Source organism: Nonomuraea sp. NPDC049400 (assembly GCF_044466425.1).
Lineage (GTDB): Bacteria > Actinomycetota > Actinomycetes > Streptosporangiales > Streptosporangiaceae > Nonomuraea.
In genome coordinates, this window is the sequence record NZ_JBITMP010000021.1 from 44,386 (window position 1) to 58,509 (window position 14,124).

Sequence of the window (14,124 nt, forward strand, 5' to 3'; positions counted from 1 at the left end):
GAGGAAACATGCCACAAATCATCGATTTCCCGGACCGCCCTTACATCGGAATCCGCAAGACCATCACCATGACCAGCTTCCACCTGGTCGGGGACCGCATCGCGGGCCTGATCGGCTGGCTCGCCGAACGCGGCGCGGCTCCCGCCGGAGCCCCGTTCTTCCGGTACGACAGCATCAACATGGCAGAGGACCGGCTGGTGGTGCAGGCCGGAGTGCCGGTCGCCACGCCGCTGGCGGGAGAGGGCGAGATCTTCGCCGACGTCCTGCCCGCGGGCCGCTACGTCATGGCCTCCCACCACGGCCACCCCGACCGACTGGCCGGCGTGAACTCCTCGGTGCTGAAGTGGGCCGAGGAGCAGGGGCTGACCTGGGACATGACCGAAAAGGACGGGACGGAGCACTGGGGCTGCCGCCTGGAGCTCTACAAGACCAATCCGCTGGAGGAGCCCGACATGAACAACTGGGACACCGACCTCCAGTTCCGCCTGGCCTGACGAACGCTGGGGCCGGAGTATCGTTCCCCGGCCCCATGCGGACCACCCCGCGACCCCGGCCTGCGGCGCTTCCACGCGGATAGGTCCCCTCGATGTCTCGTGCGCCTATCGCCAGACATCGAGCAGTTACTCCGGTGAGATGTGCACCGGCTCCCGATCGGCCCCGACGATGTCGATTTTGGGATCATCGGTCGGCACACGACGGATCACGATGTCGCCGTTACCGGTGCGGGCGCGTAGTTCGACGGTCTCGCCGGGCTGTTCGGGGCCGTCGTCGTTCAGACCATTGTGTACGCTGCCGCGCTTGGCGTGAACATCCAGCCTGGCGGTGGTGCCCTGCCTGACCCCGAGCTCCACTTGTCCACGGTTGGTCTCGAGCACGACCGCCCCGCGCACCACCTCGCCGACCCGGATGTTGCCGTGGGCGGTCTTTGCTCCGACGGCGGCCTGGGCCCGGTCGATGGTGATGTCGCCGTTGGCGGTGTTCAGTTGTACGTCGCCGGTCGCCTCACCGACGGCGATGTCACCATGGGAAGTCTTGGCCACCGCGGTGCCGTCGATCGCGCCGATCGAGATCTTTCCGGACGAGGTGTTCACGTCGGCGTGCCCTGCCGACCGGCTGACTGAAATGTCGCCTGCGGCGGTACGCAGTCTCAGACTGCTGGTCTGGTCAAGGTGGATGTGGCCGGCGGCCGTGTCGATGGTGGTCTCGCCGATGCGCCCCTCGCTCGAGAAGTCCGCGCAGGCCTTCGCGTCGACGCGTGAGCCGCTCGGCAGCTCGATCGTCACGTCGATCGACGTGGGCCGACCGAAGAGCGAACGGATCTTGTTCGCGGGGGCCTGCACCAACAGCCGGCCGTCGGCGTACTCGATCCGGGTAAGCACGGCGGCTTGGACGTCGGCGTCCTCGAACTCGTCGCGCGGGCGTACATCGACGACCGTGTCGACGCGGTCGCCGGCGTGGATCCGGACGTGACCGGCTTCGATGTCGATGGTGACGGCGATTGGTTCAGGGGTTTCGAACGTCGGCACGGCGATGCCTTCCTGTGCTGGTTGAAGATCCGTCCCCGCCCTGGGCGCCGGATGGGCAGAACTCGGCCTGAAGCACGTTCTTGATCGTGTCGAGCGAGTTACGCCGGGCATATCGGTCGATGTTCATGTTGGTGGTGAGCAGGCGCCTGGCGTCTCGGGTGCCCATCGAAAAGGAGAACGCACCGCTGATGGCGCCGCCGATGCCCCAGACCGTCGCACCGCATGACAGGTCCCACGAAAAGACGCCGAGGCCGTAGGTGGTGTTGGGGACCCAGGGGTCCACCCAGGTGCCATCCGGTGTCTTGACCTTGGTCTTGACCATGGTGAACAACTCCTTCTGCTGGGCGGGCGGGAGAAGCTTGCCGCGCAGCAGCGCGCCGGCGAACCGCTCGAGATCGCCGACCGTGGACACCATGCCACCGGCCGCCCAGCCGGTGGTGGCACTCTGCTCGGTCACGTCGTAGACCTTGGCGTCGTCTTCAGGCCCGAACAACGTCGAGTAGTGCCGCGGGTGCGGTCCACGTATCTTCGTCTCCTGGCCGGGCAGGTATGTCCCGGTCAGGCCCAGCGGGCGGACGATCCGCCGCGAGATCTCGTCGGCGAGCGTCCTGCCGGTCACCTTCTCGATGACCATCCCGGCGAGAAAGTAGCCAGTGTTGGTGTACGTGAAGCCGTCACCCGGTTCGTCGAAGTAGCGCGGATTGCGAAGGCCGATCTTCACGAGTTGCTCGGGCGTGTACTTGTCATAGCGGTGCTCGAAGAACGCGGGGCCGGTGAACTTGGCGGACTCCTCCGGGTCGTTGCCGTAGTTGAAGATCCCGCTGGTGTGGTTGAGCAGGTGCCTGATGGTGATCGTGCTGCCGTCGTTGTCGTTGCCCTGGACCAGGCCGGGCAGCCACTTCTCCACGGTGTCGTCAAGGCTCAGCTTGCCTTCGGCCTCCAGCAGCAGGACCACGGCGGCCGTGAACGGCTTGGTGGCGCTGCCGATGCGGAACCGTTCGTGCTGCTGGCGCTTGCGACCGGTACGGGTGTCGGCCACCCCCGCCGAGCCGAACCACCGTCCACGAGGATCGCGGATTTGGGCGACCATGCCGGGAACACCGCGGTCGGCCACGGCCTGGTCGAGCGCTTTCTGAACCTGGGCGTGGTTGGGGGCGTCTGCCGTAGCGGCCGATGCTGTGGGAGCCACCATGACGCTGCCGGCCACCATCGCGGCGGCACCGAGCAGGCCGATGCCGAATCGAGCCGGGCGTGTGGTCATGAGGGTTTCTCCGTTCGGTGAGCCGTACAAGATCGTGGTGAGTTTCATCGGTTCGGCTCCCAGGTGACCGGGAGCCGGTGCACGCCGTAGACGTCGGAATGAGTGCGCAGCGGCACATCCTGGGGTTGGACGGCCAGACGCAGGGTCGGGAACCGGGTGAACAGCGCGGGGTAGGCGACGCGCATCTCGACGCGGGCCAATTGCTGACCCAGACACTGGTGGATGCCGTGGCCGAAGGACACATGCCCGCTGGCCTGCCGGCGCAGGTCGAGGGTGTCGGGATCGGCGAACTTGGCCGGGTCACGGTTGGCGGCCTGGACCGACAGGGCAACCGTCTCGCCGGCCTCGATCAGGTGACCGTCCAGTTCGACGTCCTCCAGCGCGGTGCGTGCACCGGTGTGGGTGATGCTGAGATAACGCAGCAGTTCCTCGACGGCCTGGGCGGCGATGCCCGGATCGGCGCGCAGGACAGCGAGCTGGTCGGGGTGGCTGAGCAGGGCGAAAGCGCCCAGCGCGAGCATGTTGGCGGTGGTGTCCAGTCCTGCGCCCAGCAGGAGAGCGGCGATGTTGGCGAGTTCCTCGTCGGTGAGGTCGCCGGCGATCAGGCCACTGAGCAGGTCGTCGGTGGGGGTGGCCCGCTTGGCCGTCACCAGTTCGCCCAAATAGTGCTGAAGTGCGGTGAAGGCGGCATACTTCGCCTCCGGCGTGGCGTCGTGATCGTTCATGGTGGCCGCATGACGCTGGAAGGTCTCGCGGTCGACGGACGGGACGCCGAGCAGCTCGCAGATCATCAGCGCGGGGATGGGTTGCGCGTAGACCTGCACGAGGTCCACCGGTCCGCCCTGCTGTTCCATGGCGTCGAGGTGCTCAGCGGTGATCTGTTCGACGCGGGCGGTGAGCTCGCGCATGCGGCGGACGGTGAACTCGCTGGTGAGCAACTTCCGGTAGCGGGTGTGCTCGGGTGCGTCCATTCCGATGAACATTCCAGGCGGAGCCGGTGGGGCCTGCTGCATGGCGGCCGCTCCGGGCATCGGGGACCGGATGAGGTCGTGCCTGGAGCTGAAGCGAGGGTCGGCCACCACCGCGCGGACCAGGGCGTGGCTGGTCGCCAGCCAGCCCACATGCCCGTCCGGGAAGACCATCCGGGTGATCGGCTGCTGCTCGCGCAGCCGTGCCAGCTCCTCGGGGGGGTCGAAGGGACAGCCAGTAGGGCGTGTCATGGGTAGCCCAGCCAGGGCTGGGACGGGTTGGGTCATGCCTTTCCTTCCGAGTGCGTTTCTCGGGGCGCAAGCTTCAGTGCACGAGAAAGGCTACGTTGCGTTCAATTTTTCGTCAATTCTGTAAATCATAGTGATCGCCGTTTATCGAGGTGGAGCCGCTAAATCTATTGCAATGACAATGTGAATGAATGCAATTCAAGTCGGCCCAAGTTGCAATGAGATGTCCGTGAACGCATACTGTCCATCGGCAGTGGGAGATTCATCACCCCGGACGGCAACAGGAGGCGAGCGTCGATGCCAGGAGGCAGGCTGACCCGTCAGGACCGCCAGCACATCGCCGCCGGACTGGCCGAAGGACTCACCTACGCCGAGATCGCCAGACGCCTGGCGCGACCGACCTCCACCATCACCCGCGAGATCACGCGCAACGGCGGCCCTGGCGACTACCGGCCCGACCAGGCACACCAGGCCACCGAACGGCGCGCTCGCCGACGCAAGCCGGCACCGTCCCCGACGGCGCCCGCCGCCACCGACGCCCACGGCCGCGACCCCAAGGCGGTCCACAACTTCGAGGAACGATTTGCCGCGCTGATGGCCAAGACGGGGCTCCCGCGGATGACGGCCAGAGTGCTTGCCTGTCTCTACGCCACTGACGCCGGCAGTCTCACCGCCGCCGACCTGGTCCAACGACTTCACGTCAGCCCGGCATCGATCTCCAAGGCCATCAGCGACCTGGAAGGGCAGGAACTGATCCGACGCGAACGCGACCCCCGACGACGACGCGACCGCTACGTGATCAATGACGATGTCTGGTACCGCGCCTGGCTGGCAAGTGCCCGGATGAACGCCATCCTGGCCGACGCCGCCCTGCAAGGAGCCGAGACCCTCGGCACCGCCACACCCGCCGGGGTCCGGCTGGAGGACATGAGCCAGTTCCTCCAGCACGTCGGCCAGGACATGATCCAAGCCGCCGAACACTGGCGGCAGGTCTTCTCCGATCGGCGAACGGCGGACCGCTAGGCTTTGAGTCCGGAAGGGCTAGATGGACAAGCCCGGCTGCATCAGGCGGCGGGCCGCCTCCGTGATCGACCCGGACATCGACGGGTAGACGGCGAACGTGTGGGCGAGCTGGTCGACGGTCAGCCGCTGCTGCACCGCCACCGACACCGCCAGGATCAGCTCGGACGCCCGCGGCGCCACGATCACGCCGCCCAGCACGATCCCCGTGTGCGGCCGGCAGAACAGCTTGACGAACCCGTCGTTGAACCCCTGCATCTTCGCCCGGGCATTGGTGGCCAGCGGCAGCTTGACCACGTTCGCCTCGACCTCGCCCGCCTCGATCACCCGCTGCGCGACGCCGACCGCGGCGATCTCCGGGTCGGTGAAGATGTTGGAGGCCACCGTGGACAGCCGCAGCGGCTGGACGGCCTCCCCGAGCGCGTGCCAGACCGCGATGCGCCCCTGCATGGCCGCCACCGAGGCCAGCATCAGCACGCCCGTGCAGTCGCCGGCGGCATAGACGTTGGCCGCGGAGGTGCGCGAGACCTTGTCGACCTTGATGAAGCCGCCCTTGTCGAGCTGGACCCCGGCCTCCTCCAGGCCCATGCCCGCGGTGTTGGGGATCATGCCGACCGTCATCAGCGCGTGGGACCCCTCGGCCGTGCGGCCGTCCTCCAGGGTCACGACCACGCCGTCGGCGGTGCGCTTGACGCCTGCGGCGCGCGAGCGGCCCATGACGTTCATGCCGCGGCGGCGGTAGACCTCTTCGAGCACCTCGGCGCCGTCGGCGTCCTCGTTGGGCATCATCCGGTCGCGGCTGGAGACCAGCGTGACCTCCGAGCCCAGCGAGCGGTACGCACCCGCGAACTCCGCGCCCGTCACGCCCGAGCCGACCACGATCAGGTGCTCGGGCAGCTCCTCCAGATCGTAGAGCTGGCGCCAGGTGAGGATGCGCTCGCCGTCGGGCTCGGCGGAGGGCATCACGCGCGGTGTCGCGCCGGTGGCCACGATCACCACGTCGGCCCTGATCGTACGGTCGCCCGCCTTGACCACCTGCGGATCGACCAGCCGCCCGCGCGCCCTGATGATCTCGACGCCCTCGGCCTCCACCCGGGTGGCGATGTCGGCCGACTGGGCCTGGGCCAGCTCCTTGACCCGCTTGTTGACCAGGGGAAGGTCGATCCCGACCGTGCCTGCCTCGCCGTCGGGCCCCCCGTCGAAGGAGATGCCCAGCGACGGCGCGTCGAGCAGCGCCTGCTTGCGCACGGAAGTCGCGATCAGCGTCTTGGACGGCACGCAGTCGGTCAGCACGCACGCCCCGCCCGGGCCGTCCTGCTCGACCATCGTGACCTGTGCGCCTAGCTGGGCGGCCACCAGCGCCGCCTCATAGCCGCCTGGTCCGCCACCAATGATCACGATCCTCGTCACATAACCCATTCTCCCGCATGGGCTTGGTAAGGCTGCAACTGGCCCATCACGTCTCAAGAGCTTTGGCGACGAAGCGTGACACGTCGCCCTCCGGTCTGATGCCGATGGACCGAGACGACCGTCCAGCGTGACAGGATGGCGCGGTAGCTGGATGACGGGCGGCACCCGGTGAGAGGGGTGGATCGTGGCGTGGCTTTCAGGTCCTTCAGGCAAGCCGAATGACCCTCGGCTTTATGCCGCGTACGGCTCGAACATGGACCCGGAGCAGATGGCCATGCGTGCCCCGCACTCTCCGATCTGGGGCGTCGGGTGGCTGACCGGCTGGCGGCTGACGTTCGGCGGATACGACCCTGCCTGGGACGGCGCGCTCGCCACGATCGTCGAGGATCCCGACGAGCACGTGTTCGTGGTGCTCTATGACGTGCCCGACTGGGAGGAGACCTCGCTCGACCAGTGGGAGGGCGCGGTCCGCGGGGCCTATCACAAGGTGCGGCTGCGCGTGCAGACCCTCGAGGGCGAGGTCGTGGCCTGGTTCTACGTGCTCGACGGCTACGAGGGCGGCCTGCCCTCGGCCCGCTACCTCGGCAGCCTGGCCGAGGCGGCGGAGCGGGCGGGCGCCCCCGACGACTACGTCAAGGAGCTGCGGGAGCGCCCCTGCACCTCTTACGGTGGTTAGCTCAGCGGCTGGTCCTTGGTCTCCTTCAGCACGAAGATGTAGACCAGCAGCGAGATCAGCGCCAGCGCCGACATGTAGTACGGGAACACCTCGACGTTGCCCGCCTTCTGGAGCGCCGTGCCGATGAGCGGCGCGGTGCCGCCGAAGAGCGCCACGGTCAGCGAGTACGGGAAGCCCGCGCCCGCCGCGCGCACCCTGGTCGGGAAGAGCTCGGAGTTCACCGCGGCCGAGATCGAGGTGAAGCAGCCCAGGAACAACATGCCGATCAGCTGCACGACCAGCAGGCTCGCGAACGAGTTGGACAGCAGGTTGAGCAGCGGCACCGGCAGCACCAGGAAGGCGACGCCGAAGGTGATCAGCATGGGCTTGCGCCCGACGCGGTCCGACAACATGCCGAGCAGCGGCTGGAGCAGCATGAAGACGAACAGCGAGATCGTGCCCACCTGGAGCGACTGCGCCGCGTCGAACTTGACGGTGATCTGCGCGTAGATCGGCAGGAAGCTCGTCCAGGTGTAGTACGCCACGGTGCCCGCGATCGTGATGCCGACGATCGTGGCGGCCGCCCTGGGGTAGCCCACCAGGAACTCGAAGAGCTTCGGCCGCTTGGCCTCACCGCGCTGGATCTCCTCCGCCACGGCCGAGGTCTCGTCCGCGCCCTTGCGGATCCACAGGCCCACGAGGCTGATCACGGCGCCCACGATGAACGGGATGCGCCAGCCGTACGAGCCCATGTCCTCCTTCACGAGGATGGAGGCGAGCAGCGCGGCCAGCCCGGAGGCCAGCAGCTGGCCGATGGTGGTGCTGACGTACTGGAAGCTCGAGAAGAGGCCGCGTCGGCCGTGCGGGGCCGACTCCACCAGGAACGTGGTCGCGGCGGCGAACTCGCCGCCCACGGACAGGCCCTGGATGAGCCTGGCGAGGGTCAGGATGATCGGCGACAGGAGTCCGACGGCCTCGTAGGTCGGGGTCAGGCCGAGCAGCAGCGACCCCGCGCCCATCAGCACGATCGTGAACGTCATCGCGGCCTTGCGCCCGAACCGGTCGGCGAACGCGCCGACCAGCAGGCCGCCCAGCGGGCGCATGAAGAAGCCCACCGCGAACACACCGTAGGCGCTCAGCAGCGCCACGAGGCCGCCCTCGCTCTTGGGGAAGACCTGGGCGGAGAAGTACGTCGCGAGGAACGTGTAGGCGTACCAGTCGTACCACTCGACGACGTTGCCGATGCTGGCCGCCATGAGCTGGCGGACGCGGCTCTTGGGGATGCCGACTGGTGAATGTGCCACGGGGGAGGTCGCCACGATGGGCTCCTTTGCTGCAATGTGCGGAGATGGCTTACTGTGCTATTGGACGACCGAAACAGTCAAATATCTGGCCGGATATTTACAAACCCGACACAGAACAGGTTGCAGGTGGATGATCTCGACCGGCGCCTCGTCGCCGCGCTCCAAGTCAGTCCGCGCGCCTCGTGGGGCGAGATCGGCAGGGCGGTGGGCGAGCACGAGCGCACGGTCGCCAGGCGGCTGCAGCGCCTGATCTCCGAGGGGGTCGTGCGGGTCACCGCCATCTACGACGACCTGCGCACCGGGCACGGGCGTCCGGTGCACCTGCACGTCCAGGTGCGTCCCGGCACAGCGGGCAAGGTGGCCGAGGCGCTGGCGGAGCGGCCCGACACGCGATCGGTCTACGCGCTGACCGGAGCCGCCGACATCGGCTGCGAGCTGGTCTCGCCCTCCCGCGAGCAGCTGCACCACATCCTGTCCGCACAGGTCTCCGAGATCGACGGCGTGCGGCAGACGCAGGCTCAGGTCGTGCTCCACACGTTCAGGACCGTGGCCGAGTGGCACGCGCCGTACCTCAGCGAGCAGGAGGTGGCCGAGCTGCGACCGGCGCCGCCGCCCGAGTGCCTGCCCGACGAGGAGGGCCTGTCACCGCTGGAGGAGGAGATCGCGCGGCTGCTCGCCGCCGACGGCAGGATCGCGTTCACCACCGTCGCCGAGCGCCTCGACGTCTCCGTGCCGACCGCGCGCAGGCGGGTGACCTCGCTGATCGAGCGGCGGCTGCTGCTGCCGCGCGCCGAGGTCGAGCCCGCGCTGCTCGGGCTGGAGGTCGAGGCCATGCTCTGGCTGAAGGTCCGGCCGTACGGGCTGGACCTGGTCGGCCAGCGGCTGGCCGCGCACCCCGACGTGCGTTACTGTGCCGCCACCTCGGGCACCCATTCCCTGATCGTCCAGGTCGTGGCCGCGCACGAGGCCGACCTCTACCGCTTCATGACCCGTGTTGTCGGACAGTACGACGAGATCACCGACAGCGACCTCACCCTGATCACCCGCGCCTACAAGCGCGGTCATCTCCATAAGTCCGGACTGCTCACGTTGGATCACCGTTGGGAGAAAACGCCATGACACCCGCCGAGAAGGAAGTCGCCGACCTCTGTGTGGAGCTGATCCGCGCCGACAGCAGCAACTACGGGGACGGCAGCGGTCCCGGCGAGCGGGCGGCGGCCGAGGTCGTCATGGCCAGGCTGGCCGAGGTCGGGATCGAGTCCACGTACATCGAGAGCGAGCCGGGCCGCGGCAACGTGATCACCCGCGTCGAGGGCAGCGACCCGTCACTGCCCGCGCTGCTCGTGCACGGGCACCTCGACGTGGTGCCCGCCAACGCCGCCGACTGGTCCGTCGACCCCTTCGCCGGTGAGGTGCGCGACGGCTACATCTGGGGCCGCGGCGCAGTGGACATGAAGGACATGGACGCGATGATGCTGGCCGTGCTGCGCCAGCTGAAGCGCGAGGGGCGCAAGCCGCGCCGGGACATCGTGTTCGCGTGGGTGGCCGACGAGGAGGCCGGCGGCGTGTACGGCGCCAAGTACCTCACCGCGAACCACCCCGAGCTGTTCGAGGGCGTCACCGAGTCGATCAGCGAGGTCGGCGGCTACTCGCTCGAGGTTGACCCGTCGCTGCGGCTCTACCTGATCGAGACCGCCCAGAAGGGCCTGGCCTGGATGAAGCTCATCGCCGACGGCACGGCGGGGCACGGCTCGATGCTGAACTCCGACAACGCCGTCACCGAGGTCGCCAAGGCGGTGGCCAGGATCGGCGACCATGACTGGCCGCTCACGTACACGCCGACCGTGCGGCAGTTCCTCACCGAGGTCGCGGACGCGTTCGGGATCCCGTTCGACGAGGACGACCCGCAGCCGGTCCTGGACAGGATCGGGCCGCTCGTGCGCTTCGTCGGCGCGACGCTGCGCAACACGGTCAACCCGACCCAGCTCGACGCCGGCTACAAGTCGAACGTCATCCCCGGCCAGGCCACGGCGGTGATCGACGGGCGGTTCCTGCCGGGGTTCGAGGAGGAGTTCTTCAAGACCGTCGACTCGCTGCTCGGGCCGAAGGTGCGGCGCGAGTTCGTGCACCACGACATCGCGCTGGAGACCTCGTTCGACGGCGCGCTGGTCGAGTCGATGATCGCGGCGCTCAAGGCCGAGGACCCGGCGGCGCGGGCGATCCCGTACTGCATGTCGGGCGGCACCGACAACAAGACGTTCTTCGCCGACCTCGGCGTGCGCGGGTTCGGGTTCGTGCCGCTGCGACTGCCCGCGGACATGGACTTCGCCTCGATGTTCCACGGCGTCGACGAGCGGGTGCCGGTGGACGCCCTGCAGTTCGGCGTGCGGGTGCTGGACAGGCTCCTCCTAAACTACTGAGCTGTGACCATCGACGCATACACCCTGGCCTCCGAGGCAGCCGCGGCTCTCCGGAGCGCGACCGGCCTCGACACCTTCGACGTGGCACTTGTCATGGGGTCGGGGTGGGTGCCCGCCGCCGACGCGATCGGCGAGACGGTGAGCGAGGTGCCGTTCACCGACCTGCCCGGGTTCCGCGCGCCCGCCGTGGCGGGGCACGGCGGCAAGATCCGCGTCGTGCGCACCCCGGCGGCGCGGCACGCGCTCGTGTTCCTCGGGCGCACGCACCTCTACGAGGGGCTCGGGGTGGACGCGGTCGTGCACGGCGTACGCACGGCGGCGGCGGCCGGCGTGCGCACGCTCGTGCTCACGAACGCGGCCGGCGGCCTGCGCCCCGAGACGCAGAACGTCGGCGACCCGGTCCTGATCAGCGACCACATCAACCTGACCGGGGCCAACCCGATCACCGGCACCACGTTCATCGACCTCACCGAGGTTTACTCGCGCCGCCTGCGCGCGCTCGTGCACGAGATCGACCCGAGCCTGGCCGAGGGGGTCTACGTGGCCTTCCGCGGGCCCACGTACGAGACGCCGGCCGAGATCCGCATGCTGCGCACGCTGGGCGGCGACATGGTGGGCATGTCCACCGTCCTGGAGGCCATCGCCGGCCGCGAGGCCGGCCTGGAGGTGCTGGGCGTCTCCCTGGTCACCAATCCGGGCGCGGGGCTGTCGGGCGAGCCGCTCAACCATGAGGAGGTCCTGGAGGTCGGCCGCGCCACGGCGGCCCGCATGGGGGTGCTTATGGCCAAGGTTGTGGACAAACTATGAGTAGGCACACCGATCCGAAGGAGGGCCTGTGACTCTGGAACGGGCCGTCCGCGAGTGGCTGGCCCAGGACCCCGACCCGGAGACCCGCGCGGAGCTCTCCGACCTGCTGGAGCGCTGGGACCTGCCCGCGCTGCAGGACCGCTTCGGGACCAAGCTGGAGTTCGGCACGGCGGGGCTGCGCGGCGAACTCGGGGCGGGCCCCAACCGGATGAACCGCGTCACCGTCATGCGTGCCGCCGCCGGCCTGGCCAAGGTGCTCGGGCCGGGCAAGCACGTGGTCATCGGCTACGACGCCCGCCACAAGTCCGACGTCTTCGCCCGCGACACGGCCGCCGTGCTGACGGGCGCCGGGCTGCACGCCTCCCTCCTGCCCGGTCCGCTGCCCACGCCCGTCCTGGCCTTCGCCGTACGTCACCTCGGCGCGGACGCCGGGGTGACGGTCACGGCCAGCCACAACCCGCCACGGGACAACGGCTACAAGGTCTACTGGGGCGACGGCTCCCAGATCGTGCCTCCCGTCGACCGCGAGATCTCGGCCGCCATCGACACCGCGGGCCGCGTGGACCTGCTCCCCCTCCACGGTCCCGGCACGCTGACGGAGCTCGGCGAGAGCATCGTCGACGACTACATCTACGCCGTGACGTCCCTGCCCCTGGGCGACGCCCGCGACCTGCGCGTCGCGTACACGCCCCTGCACGGAGTCGGAGGCGCCACGCTGACGGGCGCCTTCCTCGCCGCCGGTTTCGAAAGCCCGGTGGCCGTCGAGGAACAGCGCAACCCCGACCCCGACTTCCCCACGGTCTCCTTCCCCAACCCGGAGGAGCCCGGGGCGATGGACCTGGCCGTCGCGCTGGCCGCCAAGCTGAACGCGGACCTGGTCCTGGCCAACGACCCGGACGCCGACAGGTGCGCGGTGGGGGTGCCGCTCCCCGACGGCACGTGCCGCATGCTGACCGGGGACGAGGTCGGCGGCCTGCTGGCCGAGCACGTGATCACCCACACCACCGGCGACCGCATGGTCGCCACCACCATCGTCTCCTCGACCCTCCTGAGCAAGATCGCCCAGGCGCACGGGGTCCGTTACGGCGAGACGCTGACCGGCTTCAAGTGGATCATCAAGGCGGGCCCCGGGCTGGTCTTCGGCTACGAGGAGGCCATCGGCTACAGCGTCGGCTCCGACGCGGGCCTCCCGGTCCACGACAAGGACGGCATCGGGGCGGCCCTCACGGTGGCCGGCATCGCCGCGGCGGCCAAGCGCTCGGGCCGTACCCTGCTGGACCTCCTGGACGACCAGGCCCGCCGCTACGGCCTGCACGCGACCTCCCAGCTCTCCTTCCGCGTGAGCGACCTGTCCCTGATCGCCGACGCCATGACCCGCCTGCGCGCCCACCCTCCGTCCGCTCTTGGCGGGCGGGAGGTCGTGCGCGTGGACGACCTGACGAAGGGCGACGGGGGCCTGCCGCCGACGGACGGGATGCGTTACCGGCTCGCGGGTGACGCCCGCGTGGTGGTCCGCCCTTCGGGCACGGAGCCGAAGCTGAAGTGCTACCTGGAGGTCGTCGTTCCGGTGACCGGTGAGGTGGCGGAGGCCCGCGCACAGGCCGCCCGCGACCTCGACGCCCTGAAGGCCGACCTGTCCGCGTCTCTGGGTCTGTAGCCCGTTTTCGAGGCCGAAGTCATGCCTTCGCCTCGAGCACAGTTCGCAACGCAGGTTCCAGTGGGTCGCGACCGAGACCCGTGCTTAAGTCTCATCCGTGAGACTAACCCGTGAACGAGGGCCACGAAGGCCATGCGCTGATACCAACGATCCAGTTAGTCTCACTCGTGAGACTAACTGGATCGATGTCATCGGGGCTGATCGGGAGCCGGTTGCGAAGGCGATCACCATGGTGGGCTCCGTGAAATGGCTCGAGGATCGACCGTTCGACCATCACGACCTGAGCCAACTCATCGTCCACCGCTCCAAGATGCCAGGAGCGGACGCTTCCACGCCTCTCTATGCGATCTCTCGCAGCGGGTGCAGCGTGGATGGCGTCCGGCACATCACCCCGGAGGAACTGCTCGATGTCTGGCGGTAAGAGCCTCAAGTAGTCCACGCCATCACGCTTCGCTAAGTGCCTTAGCGACCGTGAAGCTGTCTTCGTAGATGTGGTAGCGAGTGACCAGCCCGTCTTCGACGGTGAGGTGCAGCGCGAACGGTGACGTGTATGCGGTGCCGCCGGCTCGCACCGTCTGGGCGATATGTCCGAGCACGACGGCGTGCGTCCCATCGACCAGGATCCGGGTCACCGACGTACCGTTCAGTTCAGGCACATGATGCGCCTCCAGCGACTGGAAATGGTCGGTCACATCGGCCCGGTTGGACCGAGGTCGGGTCCACGGCACCGCTGGATGCCCCTCGGCGGGCCAGGTGAGCTGCCAGTCGATCGGCTCGGCGAACATCTCCGCCGTACGCTCGTGATCGCCCTCGGCCATCCTGCGCAGCAGTTCTTCCACGACGTCAC

General features: G+C 68.7%; 14 protein-coding genes. 8 read left to right on the forward strand and 6 right to left on the reverse strand.

The window, feature by feature from the left end:
• The first annotated feature begins 8 nt into the window (after positions 1–8).
• Entirely contained in the window at positions 9–494 is a 486-nt protein-coding gene (locus ACIBVN_RS30375) for a GyrI-like domain-containing protein (protein WP_397142148.1), read from the forward strand.
• Positions 495–620: 126 nt separating this feature from the next.
• On the opposite strand, the gene ACIBVN_RS30380 is transcribed toward ACIBVN_RS30375, so the two are convergent.
• The 3 genes from ACIBVN_RS30380 to ACIBVN_RS30390 are packed head-to-tail and all read right to left on the reverse strand — an operon-like array spanning position 621 to position 4,007.
• Positions 621–1,526, reverse strand: coding sequence for a DUF4097 family beta strand repeat-containing protein (locus ACIBVN_RS30380; protein ID WP_397142150.1), 906 nt, complete (start codon positions 1,524–1,526; stop codon positions 621–623).
• Complete coding sequence (locus tag ACIBVN_RS30385; protein WP_397142152.1) at positions 1,504–2,787, reverse strand: serine hydrolase domain-containing protein; 1,284 nt, start codon at positions 2,785–2,787, stop codon at positions 1,504–1,506. Before ACIBVN_RS30385 ends, ACIBVN_RS30380 begins: the two co-directional genes overlap by 23 nt.
• 44 nt (positions 2,788–2,831) lie before the next feature.
• Positions 2,832–4,007 (reverse strand): cytochrome P450, encoded by a 1,176-nt coding sequence (locus ACIBVN_RS30390; protein WP_397142154.1) that lies wholly within the window; start codon positions 4,005–4,007, stop codon positions 2,832–2,834.
• A gap of 294 nt (positions 4,008–4,301) precedes the next feature.
• On the opposite strand from ACIBVN_RS30390, the gene ACIBVN_RS30395 reads away from it, so the two are divergent.
• Positions 4,302–5,027: a MarR family transcriptional regulator gene (locus tag ACIBVN_RS30395; protein ID WP_397142156.1), complete on the forward strand. Its 726-nt coding sequence runs from the start codon at positions 4,302–4,304 to the stop codon at positions 5,025–5,027.
• A gap of 18 nt (positions 5,028–5,045) precedes the next feature.
• Here the strand turns inward: ACIBVN_RS30395 and ACIBVN_RS30400 are convergent, their stop codons facing one another.
• Complete coding sequence (locus ACIBVN_RS30400; RefSeq protein WP_397142158.1) at positions 5,046–6,434, reverse strand: NAD(P)H-quinone dehydrogenase; 1,389 nt, start codon at positions 6,432–6,434, stop codon at positions 5,046–5,048.
• A gap of 184 nt (positions 6,435–6,618) precedes the next feature.
• Here ACIBVN_RS30400 and ACIBVN_RS30405 point away from each other — a divergent pair, with 184 nt between their 5' ends.
• A complete protein-coding gene (locus ACIBVN_RS30405) occupies positions 6,619–7,110 on the forward strand; it encodes a gamma-glutamylcyclotransferase (RefSeq protein ID WP_349446890.1) in 492 nt (163 codons plus the stop codon).
• Here the strand turns inward: ACIBVN_RS30405 and ACIBVN_RS30410 are convergent.
• Positions 7,107–8,408: an MFS transporter gene (locus tag ACIBVN_RS30410; RefSeq protein ID WP_397142161.1), complete on the reverse strand. Its 1,302-nt coding sequence runs from the start codon at positions 8,406–8,408 to the stop codon at positions 7,107–7,109. The genes ACIBVN_RS30405 and ACIBVN_RS30410 overlap by 4 nt on opposite strands.
• 111 nt (positions 8,409–8,519) lie before the next feature.
• Here ACIBVN_RS30410 and ACIBVN_RS30415 point away from each other — a divergent pair, with 111 nt between their 5' ends.
• The 5 genes from ACIBVN_RS30415 (at position 8,520) to ACIBVN_RS30435 (ending at position 13,698) form a co-directional block, all read left to right on the forward strand.
• Positions 8,520–9,512, forward strand: a complete 993-nt coding sequence (locus ACIBVN_RS30415; RefSeq protein ID WP_397142163.1) for an Lrp/AsnC family transcriptional regulator — start codon at positions 8,520–8,522, stop codon at positions 9,510–9,512.
• On the forward strand, positions 9,509–10,813 hold the full coding sequence (locus tag ACIBVN_RS30420) for a M20/M25/M40 family metallo-hydrolase (protein WP_397142164.1): 1,305 nt from the start codon (positions 9,509–9,511) through the stop codon (positions 10,811–10,813). The genes ACIBVN_RS30415 and ACIBVN_RS30420 overlap by 4 nt, the downstream gene beginning before the upstream one ends.
• A 3-nt stretch (positions 10,814–10,816) precedes the next feature.
• A complete protein-coding gene (locus ACIBVN_RS30425; protein ID WP_397142165.1) occupies positions 10,817–11,620 on the forward strand; it encodes a purine-nucleoside phosphorylase in 804 nt (267 codons plus the stop codon).
• Between the two features lie 28 nt (positions 11,621–11,648).
• On the forward strand, positions 11,649–13,277 hold the full coding sequence (locus tag ACIBVN_RS30430) for a phospho-sugar mutase (RefSeq protein ID WP_397142166.1): 1,629 nt from the start codon (positions 11,649–11,651) through the stop codon (positions 13,275–13,277).
• Positions 13,278–13,518: 241 nt separating this feature from the next.
• Positions 13,519–13,698 carry a hypothetical protein gene (locus tag ACIBVN_RS30435; RefSeq protein WP_397142168.1) on the forward strand — a complete coding sequence of 60 codons (180 nt, stop codon included), beginning with the start codon at positions 13,519–13,521 and terminating at the stop codon, positions 13,696–13,698.
• Between the two features lie 22 nt (positions 13,699–13,720).
• Here ACIBVN_RS30435 and ACIBVN_RS30440 read toward each other — a convergent pair whose 3' ends face one another.
• Complete coding sequence (locus ACIBVN_RS30440; protein WP_397142170.1) at positions 13,721–14,116, reverse strand: nuclear transport factor 2 family protein; 396 nt, start codon at positions 14,114–14,116, stop codon at positions 13,721–13,723.
• Positions 14,117–14,124: the final 8 nt, after the last annotated feature.

What these genes read in the sequence shown, in the direction of transcription:
- ACIBVN_RS30375 (WP_397142148.1), top strand. Translation starts at nt 9, where the DNA reads ATGCCACAAATCATCGATTTCCCGGACCGCCCTTACATCGGAATCCGC.
- ACIBVN_RS30385 (WP_397142152.1), bottom strand. Translation starts at nt 2,787, where the DNA reads ATGACCACACGCCCGGCTCGATTCGGCATCGGCCTGCTCGGTGCCGCC.
- ACIBVN_RS30390 (WP_397142154.1), bottom strand. Translation starts at nt 4,007, where the DNA reads ATGACACGCCCTACTGGCTGTCCCTTCGACCCCCCCGAGGAGCTGGCA.
- ACIBVN_RS30395 (WP_397142156.1), top strand. Translation starts at nt 4,302, where the DNA reads ATGCCAGGAGGCAGGCTGACCCGTCAGGACCGCCAGCACATCGCCGCC.
- ACIBVN_RS30420 (WP_397142164.1), top strand. Translation starts at nt 9,509, where the DNA reads ATGACACCCGCCGAGAAGGAAGTCGCCGACCTCTGTGTGGAGCTGATC.